This is a genomic window from Neobittarella massiliensis (ex Bilen et al. 2018) (assembly GCF_014269355.1).
GTDB classification, from domain to species: Bacteria; Bacillota; Clostridia; order Oscillospirales; family Ruminococcaceae; genus Neobittarella; species Neobittarella massiliensis.
Genome location: NZ_JACOGI010000001.1, coordinates 1,554,536 through 1,570,349 on the forward strand (window position 1 = coordinate 1,554,536; position 15,814 = coordinate 1,570,349).

Here is a 15,814-nt window from a genome sequence, read left to right on the forward strand (position 1 = left end):
GGGGGCTTGGATGGGTCGGGGGCTTGGATGGGCTGGGAACTTGGGTGGGTTGGGGACTAGGTGGGTTGGGGACTTGGGTAGGTTGGGGGCTTGGATGGGTTGGGGACTCGGGTAGGTTGGGGACTTGGGTGGGTCAGGGACTTGGGTGGGTTGGGGACTTGGGTGGGTTGGGGGCTTGGATGGGTTGGGGGATTGGATGGGTCGGGGGCTTGGGTAGGCTGGGGACTTGGGTGGGTCGGGGACTTGGGTGGATTGGGGACTTGGGGGGGTCGGGGGGAACACAGATGTATCTTTTTCAGGGGGGGCTCCCCTATTTGGGCGGGGCGCGGGGGTATCTTTCTTTATATATAGGGGCGTGGCAGAAAGTGGTGGGGCGGGCGGTGCAGTTATGGGGGCGCAAAATTTTGTCTGTTTAGAGTTTATTTTTTTTTGAAATGCTGCTATAATCAAAACAGTTAGCTGTCGTTAACATTTTGTCTCGGCGGGGCCAGAGGTACCGGCGGGGCTATTTGACAGCGGGACAGGTGTAAAAAGGAGTTTTGTATATGACGCTGGATGAGGGGACCATAGGGAGGCCTTACACGGTGGAGCGCGCGGACCTGCCCACGGGGATAGACAAGCGCATGGAGGCGCTGGGCATGACCCGGGGCACGCTGGTGACGCTGCTGCGCAAAAAGCGCAGCGGCACTGCGGTGATGGAGCTGCGCGGCACCCGCTTTGCCGTGGGGCGCGACATCACCACCAAGATCACGGTAAAGGAGGCCCGCTAAAATGGAACAGGAGATGAAAGTGGGGTTTATCGGCAACCCCAACTGCGGCAAGACCACCCTGTTTAACGCCTTTACCGGCGCGCATTTAAAGGTGGCCAACTGGCCGGGGGTGACGGTGGAAAAGGTGGAGGGCGCCATGCGCTACCACGACCACACCTACCAGCTGGTGGACCTGCCGGGCACCTACAGTCTGACTTCTTACACCATGGAGGAGCAGGTGGCGCGGCGGTACATACTCAGCGACGACGTGGACGTGGTGGTAGACGTGGTGGACGCCTCTTCGCTGGAGCGCAACCTGTATTTGACTCTGCAGCTGCTGGAACTGGGCAAGCCGGTGGTGGTGGCGCTCAACATGATGGACATCGTGCAGAAGCGGGGCATGGAGATAGACCTGCACCGGCTGCCGGAGATGCTGGGGGTACCGGTGATACCGGTATCGGCCCAGAAGCGCACCGGGCTGGATATCCTCATCCATACCATCGCCCATCACCGGGACGGCGGGCCGCGGGAGCCGCTGCAGCACCACCACCGCGCCGGCAGATTTTCGCACCTGCACGAGCAGTACGCGATGGTGTACAGCGACGAGCTGGAGGAGAAGATCGCCGCGGTGAGCGATGCGCTCAAAGCGCGCTACCCCCAGATAGAAAACTTCCGCTGGCACGCCATCAAACTGCTGGAGCGGGACCGGGAGATCACCGAGAGCTACCCGCTGGATATGCCGCAGGTGCTGGACCGCAGCTATGAGAGCGACATCATCAACCAGAAATACGACTTTATTGAGGAGATCATCGCCGAGGTGCTGATGGGCAAGCAAAAGCAGGCCGCCCTGACCGACAAGATAGACCGGGTGCTGCTGCACAACATCTGGGCCATACCGGCCTTTTTGGGCATTATGGCGCTGGTGTTCTTTTTGACTTTTACCATCGGTGACTGGATGAAGGGCTACTTTGAGATGGCGGTGGGATGGCTGTCGGACGGGGCGGCGGCCGGTCTGGGCGCGCTGCGGGTGAGCCCGACGGTCATCTCGCTGGTGGTGGATGGGGTGATCGCCGGGGTGGGCGGTATCCTGTCGTTTTTGCCCAACATCTTCATCTTGTTTTTGGCGCTGGCCTTTTTGGAGGACAGCGGCTACATGTCGCGGGTGACCTACGTGATGAACGGCCTGATGGGCAAGCTGGGCCTTTCGGGGCGGGCTTTTATCCCCATGATCTTGGGGTTTGGCTGCACGGTACCGGCGCTGATGGCTTCGCGGGTGCTGGAGAGCCAGAAGGACCGCTACCGCACCATGCTCATCACGCCGTTTATGTCGTGCTCGGCGCGGCTGCCCATCTACATCCTGTTTTCGGGTCTATTTTTTCCCGACTGCGCCATGCTGGTGGCCTACTCGATGTACCTCATCGGTATTTTGGTGGCCATTTTGGTGGCTTTTGTACTGAGTAAGTGGGACCGCGCCCCCAAGTCTGACATGCTGCTCATCGAGCTGCCAGAATACAAGCTGCCCAGCGCCCGCACGGTGCGCATATACGTGTGGGAAAAGGTGAAAGACTACCTGACCAAGGCGGGGACCACCATTTTTGTGGCCTCGATCGCGCTGTGGTTTTTGTGTAACTTTGGCCCCAGCGGCTACACTGCCGACGCCACCGTCAGTTTTGCCGCCTATTTGGGGCGGCTGCTGGTGCCGGTGCTGGCCCCGGTGGGGTTGGGCTTTTGGCAGGTGGTGGTGGCGCTCATCGCCGGGATCTCGGCCAAAGAGGTGGTGGTGTCGAGCTTTATCGTCCTCTTTGGCATTCAGGGCACGGCCACGGCGGCCGAGAGCGCGGCGCTTACGGCGGCGCTGGGGCAGATCGGCTTTGGGCCGCTCAACGCCTTTTGCATGATGCTGTTTTGCCTGCTGTACATCCCCTGCGCGGCCACGTTGGCCACGGTGAAAAAAGAGATGGGCAGCTTTAAGCGCATGTGGCAGGTAGCTGCCTTTCAGCTGGGCACCGCCTGGGCGGTGACCTTTGTGGTATACCAGGTAGCGGCGCTGGTGATGGGGAGGTAAGAGAGATGGAACTGCTGATCCTCGCCTTGCTGCTGGGGTATGCCTGTCTGGTGATCTACCGCAAGATAAAACGGCGTACACAGGGGTGCCGGGGGTGCAGCTGCGGCAGCTGCCCACTGGCTGGTCACGCCGCGCCGGACGGCAAAAAAGGGCGCTGACTGCGTGACTTAATGATCGCATGCCGCAAAATAATGATAGCAGGGCCCGCCGCGCGTTTGCGCCGGCGGGCCCTGCTGTTTTGAGAGACGTGTACGCCTTGAAAAAAGTGGTCGGCGGCAGTGGGGGCGGCCGGTGAGGGCTCTCCCCCGGCAACGGCGGAGAGGAGCCCAGGTCGCCGATAGGGAGCTGATTGCCGGCGGTAGCCACGCTGTGTGTGCATGCGAACCACCGACTATAGCGGCCTTGACGCGCGGGCTGTTTGGGGCGCCGGTGGTACGCCTTTGCTGGTGGCCGGCGGCAGTGGGGGTGGCCGGTGGGGAGTTCTCTCCCGGCGACGGCGGAAAGGAGCCCGGATCGCCGATAGGGAGCTGATTGCCGGCGGCAGCCACGCTGCGTGCGCATGCGGGCCACCGACTATAGCGGTCTTGACGCGCGGGCTGTTTGGGGCGCATAGTGGTATACCTTTGCCGGTGGCCGGCGGCAGTGGGGGCGGCCGGTGGGGGGGTCTCTCCCGGCGACGGCGGACAGGAGCCCAGGTCGTCGATGAGGGCCGCTTGCCGGCGGCAGCCACGTTGCGTACACATGCGGGCCACCGACTATAGCAGCCTTGACGCGCAGGCTCTTTGGGGCGCACAGTGGTACGCCTTTGGCGGTTGCCGGCGGCAGCCACGCTGTGTGTGCATGCGGACCACCGCCTATAGCGGCCTTGACGCGCGGGCTGTTTGGGGCGCCGGTTGTACGCCTTTGGCGGTGGCCGGCGGCAGTGGGGGTGGCCGGTGGGGAGTTCTCTCCCGGCGACGGCGGAAAGGAGCCCAGGTCGCCGATGAGAGGCTGCTTGTCGGCGACCGTCACGCTGTGTGTGCATGCGGGCCGCCGACTATAGCGGCCTTGACGCGCGGGCTGTTTGGGGCGCACAGTGATACGCCTTTGCCGATGACCGGCAGCAGTGGGGGCGGCCGATGGGGAGTTCTCTCTCGGCGATGGCGGAAAGGAGCCCGGATCGCCGATAAGGGGCTACTTGTCGGCGGCAGTCACGCTGTGTGCGCATGCAGACCACCAACTATAGCGGCCTTGACGCGCGGGCCCCTTGGGACGCCGGTGGTATGCCTTTGGCGGTGGCTGGCGGCAGTCACGCTGTGTGTGCATGCGGGCCACCGACTATAGTGGTTTTGACGCGCGGGCTGTTTGGGGCACACAGTGATACGCCTTTACCGATGACCGGCGGCAGCCACGCTGTGTGCGCATGCGGGCCACCGACTATAGCGGCCTTGACGCGCGGGCTGTTTGGGGCGCACAGTGGTACGCCTTTGGCGGTGACCGGCAGGGCCGGGCGGACATCTGCCGCCTGGGGCGAGCGGCTAAGGCGGCTGCGTCCGTATCGGGCGGCAGATGTTTTCGGCGCTGGTCTGGACGCCGGGCGGTTGGGTGAGCCGCTGCTTAAACGCGGAAAAAGAGGAGCAGTCCCAACTGGTGGGACTGCTCCTCTTTTTTAGATATCGGCAGGGCGGGTGGCTCCGGGGCCGGGCGCTACTGCTCCAGCACCTCGCTGCGGTCGCGGGTGACGTTGTTCATCCAGGCGCCGCTGCGTATGCGGAAAAAGGCGATGATGCCCTTGATGGGCGAATCGACCCGCAGCAGCAGGTAGATGATGGGGGCGGCCACCTTGGCCACCAGGCCAAAATAGGCCCCCAGCGGGGTGGCGACCACCCAGATAAAGAACACGTCGATAAAAAAGACGAACTTGGTGTCGCCGCCGCCGCGCAGCACGCCCATGGTGGAGATGACCTCCAGCGAGATGAGGAACACCATGACTGCGGCGGCGCTCATCATCTGCCCGGTCATTTTGGCGGTGGCGGCGGGGATGTTATACAGCCCGATGACCGGATTTTTGATGAGCAGCACGATGGCCGCCCCCAGGATGCCGATGCCCACCGAGGTGAGCTGCATGGTGTGGGCCATGCGGCGCACATAGTGCTCGCTCTTGGAGCTGACGGCTTTGCCGATCTGTACGGCGGTGGCGTTGGCGATACCGAACAGGAACACGAACGCCAGCTGGGTGACCACGTTGACGATGCTGTTGGCCGCCACCACTGCGGCGCCCATACGGCCCAGGATGGCCGCGTGCACCGAGGTGGAAAAGCCCCAGGCGATCTCGTTAAAGGCCACCGGCAGGCTGGTCTTGACGTAGTCGCCCAGCAGGGCCTTATCCATGGGGGCAAAGAGGTGCTTAAAGCGAAAGCCGGTGCGCTTTTCGAAGAACTCCATGTACACCACGCTCATGGCCAGCTCGGACACGCGGGCGGCCAGCGTACCGATGGCGGCGCCGGCCACCCCCATGGCCGGGGCACCGAACTTGCCGAAGATGAAGATATAGTTGATGATGACATTGACAAAAAACGAGGTGCCGTAGATGGCCACCGAGATCTTGACCTGCTCTACCCCGCGCAGTGAGGTGATGTAGCAGTTGGAGACCCCGTAGAAAAAGTAGGAGTAGGCGATGATCTTTAAATAGCGCACCCCTTCGGCGATGACCTGTTTATCGGCGGTGAAAAGGCCCATGATCTGGCTGGGAAAAAGGGCCACCAGCGCGGTGACCACCAGCGACAGCACCGCCACGAACTTGAGCCCGATGGCCATGATCTTGCTGATGGCGTCGGTATCGCCTTTGCCCCAGTACTGGCTGATCATTACCGAGCCGCCGGCGGCAAAGCCGAAAGAGAACATGCTGAACACGAAAAACGGCTGGTTGGCCAGCGACGATGCCGACAGCTGCACCTGGCCCAGCTGGCCGAGCATGATGGTATCCATCATGTTGACGCCAAAGCCGATGAGGTTTTGCAGCGCGATGGGGATGGCCACGGCCATGAGCGCCTTGTAAAAGCCGCGGTCGGTGATGATCTTGTCTTTTAATTTGAGCACGGTCACATTCCTCCTCTTTTGTGGTGCGCGCGCTGCCGGCCCGAAAGGCGGCAGGCAAAAAAATAGAAAGTGCTACCGGCGGCCCTCAGCCCCGCCAGGGCAACACCTTATAACAAAAGTCTCTTTTCAGACCTTTTTAGTATAGCACACCGGGCGGGCAGGTGTAAAGCGATATTTGTGCGTTTTGCGACATATCTTGCACATTTGGCGGTCGGCAGAGAGCAGATCGACGGGCCTGCCGACAGGCGGCCGGGCGGCGGCAGTGGGGCGGCGGAATATTAGGACAAAAAAGCAGCCCTCTGCCAAGAGAGGGCTGCCTGTATTTTGGGGGAACTCAGGGCTACCGCTTTGGCGCCGCTACCGGACAGAGCGGCGGCGACAGACGGCGAACAGCGGGGCGGCGAGTGCCGCCAGTAGCAGCGGCAGAATGGGGTGGGCACAGCGGTCGCCGGTGGCGGCGGGACGGCTGCCGGGCTCGGCCGGTGCAGGGCCATCTGGGGCCGGGGCGGCCTGCTGGGTCCAGCCGGCGTAGAGCACCGTGTCGCCGTTGACGGTATCGGCATCAAAATCCCACCGGCGGGTACCGGCCTGATCGGTGTACCAGCCGGTAAACTGCCAGCCGCTGCGCACCGGGGACTGCGGGCGGGGGATGTTGGCGCCGTAGGCCACCGTTTGCCCGGGGATGTGGCTACCGCCGGTGACGAAGGTGACCTGACAGAGCTGCGGGTCGTCGCGGTAGACCAGACTGTAGGTGGAGAAGCGGTCGGTATACACGGCGATCTGCTGCCCGTCGACGGCGTGCGCCGGCAAAAGCTGGGCGGTATAGCTGCCGCCGGGCAGCTGGTGCACCCGCAGCACGGCGAACTGCCGCCCCACCTGTTGGGGCGCCTGCAGCTGCTCGGGCACTGCCAGCACCAGCTGTATGGGGGCCGGCAGGGACGAGATCTGCTCGGTCTGCAGCAGGTCGTTTTTATACATCCGCTTGTGCACGGTGACGCCGTAGCGGCTGCCCTCACGGTAGCTGCCCAGCGCCTGGGTGATGGCCTGCTGCTGGGCGCTGTCGACCGACGGCTGGCCCACCACCAGCGCCACCTGGTAGTGGGTGATCTCGCCGCTCTGCAGTGCGCGGGCCTCCTGTGCGGTCATGGCGCGCAGCAGCAGCGGGGCGTTGGGGGACGAGAGCACGGTCTCGCTCTGCTCGAGCACCACCTCCACCTGGGGCAGCGCGGCCAGCGCCTGACAGAGTTTTTGGGTGTGCTCGTCGGACAGCTCCCCTCCCCCGTCAGAGATCCCTTCATAGGCGACTTTGGCCTCCAGCACCTGTTTTGTGGCCTGGGCCTGCTGCTGGGGCGTGGCGTCGGGCGGCAGCTGGGGCAGCTCCTCGATCATCTGCTGTACCTCTTGTTTTTGCAGCGGGGCGAAAAACACGGCGATGGTGTGGTGGGCCTGCACATCGGTAAAGGTGTAGCTGTTTGCCGCTGGCACCGCCGCGCCGTCTACCAGCAGTTTGTCTACCCGGTAGCCCGGGTCGGGCCAAAAGGTGTAGCTGCCGCTCTGCCCCAGGTCCACCTCGCTGGGGCCGGCGGGGCTGATGCTGCCGTGGTCGCCGGCGGTGGCGGTGATGGTGCGGGTCTGCACCAGCTCGACTTCCAGCTGGCCGGCAGCACCTTCGTCGTGCTGCGGGTCGCTGGGCGTAAAGGTCCAGCGGTAGCTGTTTTTGCCCAGCGCGGGGGTCTGGTCCGGGTCCCAGCTGATGGTGCCGGCGGTATCCGACTCGACCAGAGACAGGGCGGGCAGGCCGTCTTCCAGCTGGCCGCGGGCGCTGCAGCTGGGGTGCAGGTCGGCGGGGCGCTTGCGGATCTGCACCCGGAACTCGAACTCACCCAGCACTTTGCCGATCTTGCCGGTGCTGGTGTCGTAGGCGCGGGGGTACACCACATAGGTGCCGCTGTCGCCGGGCTCTTGCAGCGGGTAGCTGGTGGCGGTGCTGTTTTTGATGTTTTTGAGGGTGTAGTCGCTCTGCAAGCGGTACCAGCAGTAGAGCACCCGGTAGGGGCTGGGGGCGCTGCCGCTGGCCTGCATCGTCATTTTGACCGGCTGGCCGTCGTAGACCTGGTCGATATCGGCCTGCTGCTGGGTGATGGACGGCCAGCTGTAGAGCTGCTGGGCGTACAGGGTGGCGCCGGTGACCAGCGTGTTGGGGGTGACGGCGTCGCGGTCGGGCACACTGCTCTGCTCGAAGCGCCAGCCCATTTTGTAGCCGGGGGCCGGATCGGCGCCGGCCGAGGGCAGCGTATAGCTGCTGTCGGGGCCCCACATGCCGGTGGCGGGGTCGAGACGGTAATTGAGGGGGCGGCCGAACAGGCAGGAGACCGGGGCGGCGCCGGTATCGAACTGCACCTGCAGCGGGTAGGACAGCAGCTTGCCGGGCGCCGAGGCGGTGATCTTTTCGCGGTAGGCGGTGTAGAGGTCGGGCGGTGAGACGATGGCGGTGAGCGCGCTGCAGGAGTTGAAGGCCGAGCCGCCGTTTGTGAGCTGGGTGGCAGCGTTATTGGGCAGATACACCGTTTGCACGCCGGTGCCGTAAAAGGCCTGACTGCCGATCTGCACCAGTGCATCGGGCAGGTGCAGCACACCGCCAAGACCGCGGCAATCCTGAAAAGCCTGGTCGCCCACGGCGGTGAGACTTTCCGGCAGCACCAGCGCGCCGGTCAGGTAACTACAGCCGGAAAAGGCGGCGGCGCCGATCTCGGTGAGACCGGCGGGCAGCTGCAGGGCACCGCTGAAGTGGTTGCCCAAAAAGGCGTGCTTTTTTATACTGGTGACGGTGCTGGGGATGACCAGCGGCCCGGTAAAGGCGCAGCCGTCGAACAGCTGGTCGGCCACGGTGGTAAAGGACGGGTCTTGCGGCAGGCGCAGCGCCCCATTTAGGCCGCTGCAACCGTAAAAGGTGGAGCCGCCCATGTCGGTGAGACTGTTGGGCAGCAGCAGGTCGCCGGTGAAGCCGGAACAGAAGGCAAAGCAAAACGAGCCGGTGGACTCCAGGCCGGCCGGCAGGACCAGCGGCCCCTGAAAGCCGGCGGCGCCTTTGGAGGAGTAGAAGGCATAGTCCTCGATGTGGCGCAGCTCGGTGGCGGCGGACATATCCAGCGAGGTGAAGTTGACATCTTCGTAAAAGGCGAAGGGAGAGCTGAAGGTGGAGAACGCCTTGCGCCCGATGGCCCGCACCGGCCGGCCGCGGTAGGTGGCCGGGATGACCACCGCGATATGCTGCCGCTCGGCAGCGGTGAGCGACTGGATATAGGCGCTGCTGAAGCTGTCGATACGGACCCCGTCGCCGTAGGCGGAGACCGAGAACATCTCGGACTCTTCGGCCGCGGCGGGTAGATCGCCGGCGCTTTCGGCCCAGGTGGTGGCGCTGCCGGCGAGCAGCATCGCTGCGCACAGTGCGAGCGCGGTCAGGCGTTTTATCCACTGCTTTTTCATGGGAGACCCCTCTGTGCTCTCTGGTGTTGGCGCTGTACGGGCCGGCAGCATGGAGAGCCGTGCTGCCGGCCATTATGGGCTGATACTGGCTGCGCCGTGGATGCGGCGGCGAAGAGGCAGAGCCGCTGCCGGCCATACGGTGCGAGTAGGAGCGATACAGACTGTTTTGTATCTACTATATAATTTTTTGGCATATAAAACAAGCTGTATTGTACTTTTTGTGGTGATAGGTTTTATTTTACTCTGCTTTTTATCACTTTGCCTTATACTGTGACTTGTAGTGAAGGGCGGTATCTGGCGGGTGTTCGGCGGGTAGTGGGGACGGCGTCGGGTGCGGGTATTGCGGCGAGAAAAAAGGCGGCGGCAGAGGGTTGCATTTTGGCTGTGGATTGTGTATACTATCAATGCACCAGACGCCGGTGTGATGGAATTGGCAGACGTAGTGGACTCAAAATCCACCGGTAGTGATACCGTGCCGGTTCGAGTCCGGCCACCGGCACCATGTGAACAGAGGTCGAAATTTGGAACTCAAAAATGAGACATCCAGATTTCGGCCTCTTTTTCTATGCCGAAAGCCGAGGATTCAAGCCACGTTTTCGTGATTGCCCTCTTTTGTAGAAATGGGACATCCAAAAGCAAAAATCGAAAAATCGCAATGTAAAAATGAAAAAAGATCAAATCCGAACCCGGAATTCTCACATGCTTGAGGATTCCTTTTCTTTTATCCAGTAATCCTGCTCTGCCTGTTCCGGAGTTTTATATTTCAGGGTAGAATGAGGACGTTCGGTATTATAGAAGGCAATAAAACGGGCGATTCCCTTTATCATATCTGTCTCCGACGTATAATGCCTGCGGTATAGTTCTTCTTTTTTTAAAACGGAGAAGAACGCTTCGGAGACTGCATTGTCATGGGGGCACGCTGTCCGGGAAAAAGACTGTTCTACCCCAAAATCCTCCAATAGGTGAACGAACGTATGGGACATATACTGCGTTCCACGATCACTATGGAACATGAGCTCTGCCTTTGGTTGCCTATCTGCGTAGGCCTGTTTAAAAGTTTTTGTAAGCAGTTGGGTGCTGCTTTTGTGCGAGATTCGATAGGAAATTACCTTCCGTGAAAACAGGTCTATGATGACGCAGAGATAATAATACTTATTATGGAATTTAAAAACGGTGATATCACTAACCCAGACTTGATTCGGCCGTTCGGTTTGGAACTGCTGCTGCAGGAAATTTCTATTCTGTCCTTTCTCCCATTTTTTGTATTCTTTCTTTGCCGTAGTGCTGACACTGCTGATTCCCAACTCCTTCATAAGCTGAGAAACATATTTTTTACTGGTTTTGACCCCTTGATTTTGGAGGATAGCGGTGATCTTGCCCGCCCCATAGATTTGTCCGCTATCGTCATAAATGCTTTGAATCTGCGTTTTTAACTCTGCCCGCCGCTTAGCCGCAAGTGTGTCGCCTTTCTTATTGCGGAAAATATGGTTGTAGAAAGTGCCACGTGAGACCTCCAGTGCGTCACACAGGGTATGAACGCTAAATTGCCCGTAAAGCGACTCCATAGCCTTGAGCTTTTCCTGCAAAGGCGAGGAAACAGTACAACTGACCGTCTTCAAGACCTGAATCATATCCTCTAATTTGCTGATTCTTCTTTTTAAGTATAGGAACTCCTGTGGAGTAACTACTGTGCCCGTATTGGTCACAGTTTGTTGGTATTCTTGCATCCAGTGATAGAAAGTGCTGCGGGGAATTTTACTCTCATTGCAAATTGAAATTACTGTTTCTCCGTCCTGGTAGCGTTTGACGAAGGCTATCTTCTCTTCTTTGGTGTATTTCATGGGGTTACCTCCTCGTGTGTTTTATAGGGACATGGTAACACAAGGAGTGCAGGGATTTGAGATCACACAGCCACTTCGCTAAGAAGCAGGTGTAGAGAAATGTTGGCAGACCATGTGCTGTCGGTGTTTCTCTGTACCTGCTTTTTTCGTTGAGAAATTGATTAATTTGTGATATAATTTTAAAAATAAACAAGTTGTAAAAGATGCTTTTAAATTAAATTCGTGCTCCTCGAAATATAGGGGGTAAAAATATGAGTTTTGAATGTTTAACTCCGTTCCCTGCCCCAGAAAAGGTTATCATTAAAGATGTAGATGGCGACACACGAGTTCCTTACGAACGAGTAAAAAGTTATGATGATAAGGAATTTGAATTGTTTATACGGGAATGGGTTGTATCGATAAAAAGTAGATATCAAGTTCGAGGTTTCGGGGGTGCAGGTGATAAAGGTCGTGATGTTGTAGCCAAAGACGAAGACAATCACTACTCATATTATCAATGTAAGCACTATGATCATCCTTTAACTCCCAGTGATATGTTGCCAGAGTTCGGCAAGCTGGTTTATTACACATACTCCGGAGAGATTCCTCTCCCGCACGAATACTATATTTTAGCTCCAATGGATATTGGGGCTAAGCTTAATGACTTAATTGATACCCCATCTAGCATAAACATAATGCTCATTGAAAAATGGGGTAGCAATTGTCGTACTAAGATTACCAAAGAGCCAATAGATCTCAGCCCAGAATTGAAGTCGTATATCGAAAGTTTCGACTTTAGTATTATAAAGACAAAATCCATGCTGGAAGTAATTGAAGAACATAGATCTACCGCATTTTATGCATTTCGTTTTGGCGGAGGATTAACAGTAACACGAGATAGACATATCACCGTACCCGATGTAATAGAAAAACACGAAACAATATATATCCAAAAATATCTTTCCGCAGTTTCTGAAAGAGAAAAGGTGTCTATTGATACTGTTTCAGAGTTAGCACAAAAATTCCCAAAATACATGGCGAATTTAAAAGTTCAGCGAGAGCGCTTTTATTCAGCTGAAAACTTAAAAACATTTGCATCTAAGCATTTATTAACTAATGACTATTTCAAGGACTTGGCTGACGATATTTATTACGGAATATATGATTTGCTTGGGAAACTCTATATTGATGGCTACGAGCGTCTAAATGATGTTATGGCACAAGTAGTCCGGATAGATTTAAAACATAATCTTTTGTCAAAGTATGATTTAGTCCACCCGCAAGACAGGCAGGGAATATGTCATCAGTTAGCTAATGAAAGAAGTGATATCGTATGGGCGAATACAAACTAGAGCATATTTCCGACCTGATTTTTGAACACATGGTTGTTGGAATGATTTTTTTCACGCACCCAAATACATTGACCCTCGATACTATTGAGCAAATTTGTAAGCAAGAGAAAATTTCAAAATTGTCACCACTTGTCGCAACTGCAGACCTTGTGTCTCATGGTATTATTTCTGCTCATATTGATGACAAACAAAATGTGTGTTACGAGATCACAGAATTCGGACGATACTTTTTTAACACGGTTTGTCAGACAAATATATATGCACGAGAACTGTGTGAGAAAGTACGAGGGTATCTGTTATGAGAAGAATGATACTTACAAAACTAACTCTCTCAGGAGTTGGAAAAAAAGATGCTGTCTTGACCTTCGAAAGAGGTTTAAATGTAATTACTGGTGATTCCGACACAGGTAAAACATTTGCCTTTCAATGTATCAATTATATACTAGGTGGTGAAAATCCCCCCAAGAATATTACTGAAGCCAAAGATTATAATGCGATTACCTTGGAGTTCACTATCAATGATGAATTATACAGAATTGAAAGAACGATTGGCTCAAGTAAAGTTTGCATTGTGCACAATGGTGAACACCTAATAATGCCTTATAAGCATGACCCCGCAAACACTAAGAACCTTTCTAGGTATCTACTGCAATTGTTACAAGGTCATTCTGAGAATGCTCACTTGATAAAGAATAAGCAGAAACAAAAGCGTACACTTTCGTTTCGCGATATAGTTCATTTAATAACAGTTGATGAAACAGATATTATTGCAGAGGGGTCATCGTTTCAGTCGATTCAATACACAGAAAAAACCGCCAGAAAATCTATTCTCAAATATATAATAACCGGCTCAGATGATCAAAACATTGAGGAAATTGATGATGTAGAAAACGAAAACATTCGGCGAGCAGGTGTTGTACAGTTCCTTGTAAAGAAAAAAGATATATTAAAAAGAAAAATTACAGAAATAAAAGAAGACTCGAACTATCAACTATATACTAAAGCTGAGACAACGCAGTTGATGGTTGAGGAGATAAGTCAACTGAGAAATAGTATATCTTTTTTAAGTGCACAGATAACTCAAAATCAAACTAAAGTTGATGAATTAAAAAAGCTGTGCTTCGAAGATGATGCCAAAATTGCCGAATTTGAAATACTAAAACAACATTATGCGGAAGAACTGAAACGAAACAGTATGGTTTCAACATATACTGATTTCCTTGAGCAGCTTCCGCACTTGGACTGTCCAGTTTGTCACCAGCTAATTACAGCAGGTGTAATAGACTCAGATAGTAGTAAAGCTCTATTTGAATATTTTAAAGATCATGCTGTTCAACTAAAAAGTAAAATTCAAGATCTAACATACTCCATAAATGACATCAAAGAGCGACTTGAAAGCAACAAAGAGTCAATCAGACGCTTACTAGAAGAAAACAAGCAATTATCGGAGACGATTGCTGAAAAACAAGCATCATTGTCCAAGCTTAACAGGAATATTGCAACAATTAGACAACTCGATGCAATGAAAAAATCCCTTGAAATTTATCAGCAAGATTTATCTTCCGTTGAACTTGATATTATTGCGTATAGCGAAAAAGTCAGGAAATCAAAGGAATCAAAGAACAAGTCTGTTTCATCTCTTTATGACGATTATTGCAGTGAAATTGAAAGCGTTTTAAAGAAGTGGGGATTTCCGGAAAATGTAGATGTGACTTTTGATGCTGAAACGCTGGATCTATCGATTGATGGAAAAGCTCGCTCTGATTGGGGAAAAGGCTATCGAGCATTCATTCTATCTGCCATGGTCATCGGCTTAATGCGCTATTGCTTTAAGAACAATCGCCTACATCCCGGATTTGTTATACTAGATTCACCGCTTGTCTCTTTAAAGGAGCGCAAGAAGGATGAAAGTGGTGAATGGATTGATGACTATATGGAAAAGAAAATGGTTGAAGATATTTTGGAAGAAGATTGCCTGCATCAAGTCATTATATTTGAGAATAAAGATATCAAATATGGCTATCAATATAACTATGTAGAATTCAACCACGAAGGTAATGCTCACAAAGGCTTTATTCCTTCGTAATAAAGCAGAGTAATGTTTATATCTTCTTTAAGAGAACAATACATATATCTCTACCACCCAAAAATCTTAATACCAAAAGGAAAGCTATCTATATTTAAATTAGAAACTTTCCTTTTTGGGGTATCTTTTTTGTAGCGCAAACCCAAATCACCGCAAACGTTGTTTGCGGTGATTTTTTTACAACGGCTTTCCCCTCTCTGCCGCGAGAACAAGGAATTATTTATGAGAATCATAAGTTGGAACTGCAACGGCAAGTTTCGTGAGAAATTTAAGAAAATAAAAGAATGGAATGCAGATATATATGTCATTCAAGAATGCGAAAACCCGCAGAATTACATTGACACTGCGTATAGCGACTTTGCCAAGAACTATATCTGGAATGGTGAAAAAAATAAGGGTTTGGGTATTTTTGCAAAAGAAAATATCTCAATCGAGCGTAATGGTTGGGAGTCCAATTGCTTAAGAATTTTTCTTTCCGTTAAAGTAAATCAGGATTTTGATTTGCTTGGAGTTTGGGCCTGTAAACCCTATATTCGAGAATATTATGCCTATCAATGTATGCATATAGAGAAATTTAATGACAAAACAATTATAATCGGAGATTTTAACAGCAATAAAATATGGGACAAAACACATAGTGTGAAAAATCATACGCATGTCGTAAAAGAGCTGGAAAGAAAAAACTTAACCTCCGCTTATCATTATATCTACCATGAAAAACAGGGTGAGGAAAAACAACCCACATTTTTCTTATATCGGCACTTGGATAAGGGATACCATATTGATCATTGTTTTATAAAAGAAGATCGAATAAAGAACTATCAGGTCCTGCATAGTCGATCGTGGCTCGATTACTCAGATCATATGCCTATTTTATTAGAAATATAGGCATAGGCAAAAAAGTTTTCGTATTATGCCGTTTGGGGCGGCGTTTGAGGGCGTTTGGATGCACAGAAAATCCAGTGTTTATGCGGACTAAAGCGTTTTTCAAACTCAAATACTGGGGAGCATTAAAGACTGAACGTTTTCTTTTAGATTCGAGGGTATCTTTTTTGTCAACGTTTCTCAGCAGGGTGAGCCTGCATGCAAGACGCGCACCTCACTTTGTGGGGTGCGTTTTCTTTTTGCCAGCGCGAAACGGATATTTATTTTTATAGACACAAGCACCGTTGAGGGTT

General features: G+C 53.8%; 10 protein-coding genes and 1 tRNA gene. 8 read left to right on the forward strand and 3 right to left on the reverse strand.

What is annotated here, in order from left to right; genetic code table 11:
* Positions 1–545: 545 nt before the first annotated feature.
* From H8K20_RS07160 to H8K20_RS07170, 3 genes are read left to right on the forward strand one after another with little or no spacing between them, the layout of a single operon-like run.
* On the forward strand, positions 546–770 hold the full coding sequence (locus tag H8K20_RS07160; RefSeq protein WP_186487924.1) for a FeoA family protein: 225 nt from the start codon (positions 546–548) through the stop codon (positions 768–770).
* Position 771: 1 nt separating this feature from the next.
* On the forward strand, positions 772–2,814 hold the full coding sequence (gene feoB, locus H8K20_RS07165) for a ferrous iron transport protein B (protein ID WP_186487925.1): 2,043 nt from the start codon (positions 772–774) through the stop codon (positions 2,812–2,814).
* Between the two features lie 5 nt (positions 2,815–2,819).
* Positions 2,820–2,972, forward strand: coding sequence for a FeoB-associated Cys-rich membrane protein (locus tag H8K20_RS07170; protein WP_105205519.1), 153 nt, complete (start codon positions 2,820–2,822; stop codon positions 2,970–2,972).
* A gap of 1,528 nt (positions 2,973–4,500) precedes the next feature.
* Here the strand turns inward: H8K20_RS07170 and H8K20_RS07175 are convergent.
* Complete coding sequence (locus tag H8K20_RS07175; protein ID WP_186487926.1) at positions 4,501–5,892, reverse strand: MATE family efflux transporter; 1,392 nt, start codon at positions 5,890–5,892, stop codon at positions 4,501–4,503.
* Positions 5,893–6,249: 357 nt separating this feature from the next.
* Positions 6,250–9,378, reverse strand: a complete 3,129-nt coding sequence (locus tag H8K20_RS07180; protein WP_186487927.1) for a leucine-rich repeat protein — start codon at positions 9,376–9,378, stop codon at positions 6,250–6,252.
* A 415-nt stretch (positions 9,379–9,793) separates the two neighbouring features.
* On the opposite strand from H8K20_RS07180, the gene H8K20_RS07185 reads away from it, so the two are divergent.
* A tRNA-Leu gene (locus H8K20_RS07185) sits at positions 9,794–9,880 on the forward strand.
* Positions 9,881–10,073: 193 nt separating this feature from the next.
* Here H8K20_RS07185 and H8K20_RS07190 read toward each other — a convergent pair.
* On the reverse strand, positions 10,074–11,219 hold the full coding sequence (locus tag H8K20_RS07190) for an IS3 family transposase (RefSeq protein WP_186487928.1): 1,146 nt from the start codon (positions 11,217–11,219) through the stop codon (positions 10,074–10,076).
* A 251-nt stretch (positions 11,220–11,470) separates the two neighbouring features.
* Between H8K20_RS07190 and H8K20_RS07195 the strand changes: the two genes are divergently transcribed.
* The 4 genes from H8K20_RS07195 to H8K20_RS07210 all read left to right on the forward strand — a co-directional run bounded on the left by H8K20_RS07195 (position 11,471) and on the right by H8K20_RS07210 (position 15,524).
* The gene (locus H8K20_RS07195) at positions 11,471–12,550 is read left to right on the forward strand and encodes an ABC-three component system protein (protein ID WP_186487929.1); all 1,080 of its coding nucleotides are present in this window, start codon (positions 11,471–11,473) and stop codon (positions 12,548–12,550) included.
* Positions 12,532–12,852 (forward strand): hypothetical protein, encoded by a 321-nt coding sequence (locus H8K20_RS07200; protein ID WP_186487930.1) that lies wholly within the window; start codon positions 12,532–12,534, stop codon positions 12,850–12,852. The genes H8K20_RS07195 and H8K20_RS07200 overlap by 19 nt, the downstream gene beginning before the upstream one ends.
* The gene (locus H8K20_RS07205; protein WP_186487931.1) at positions 12,849–14,636 is read left to right on the forward strand and encodes a hypothetical protein; all 1,788 of its coding nucleotides are present in this window, start codon (positions 12,849–12,851) and stop codon (positions 14,634–14,636) included. Before H8K20_RS07200 ends, H8K20_RS07205 begins: the two co-directional genes overlap by 4 nt.
* A gap of 222 nt (positions 14,637–14,858) precedes the next feature.
* Entirely contained in the window at positions 14,859–15,524 is a 666-nt protein-coding gene (locus H8K20_RS07210; protein ID WP_186487932.1) for an endonuclease/exonuclease/phosphatase family protein, read from the forward strand.
* The last annotated feature ends 290 nt before the right edge of the window (positions 15,525–15,814 follow it).

Bases quoted from the DNA above. Each gene is read 5' to 3' on its own strand.
- H8K20_RS07160 (WP_186487924.1), top strand. From the start codon at position 546: ATGACGCTGGATGAGGGGACCATAGGGAGGCCTTACACGGTGGAGCGC.
- H8K20_RS07210 (WP_186487932.1), top strand. From the start codon at position 14,859: ATGAGAATCATAAGTTGGAACTGCAACGGCAAGTTTCGTGAGAAATTT.
- H8K20_RS07200 (WP_186487930.1), top strand. From the start codon at position 12,532: ATGGGCGAATACAAACTAGAGCATATTTCCGACCTGATTTTTGAACAC.
- H8K20_RS07180 (WP_186487927.1), bottom strand. From the start codon at position 9,378: ATGAAAAAGCAGTGGATAAAACGCCTGACCGCGCTCGCACTGTGCGCA.
- H8K20_RS07190 (WP_186487928.1), bottom strand. From the start codon at position 11,219: ATGAAATACACCAAAGAAGAGAAGATAGCCTTCGTCAAACGCTACCAG.
- H8K20_RS07205 (WP_186487931.1), top strand. From the start codon at position 12,849: ATGAGAAGAATGATACTTACAAAACTAACTCTCTCAGGAGTTGGAAAA.
- feoB (WP_186487925.1), top strand. From the start codon at position 772: ATGGAACAGGAGATGAAAGTGGGGTTTATCGGCAACCCCAACTGCGGC.
- H8K20_RS07195 (WP_186487929.1), top strand. From the start codon at position 11,471: ATGAGTTTTGAATGTTTAACTCCGTTCCCTGCCCCAGAAAAGGTTATC.
- H8K20_RS07170 (WP_105205519.1), top strand. From the start codon at position 2,820: ATGGAACTGCTGATCCTCGCCTTGCTGCTGGGGTATGCCTGTCTGGTG.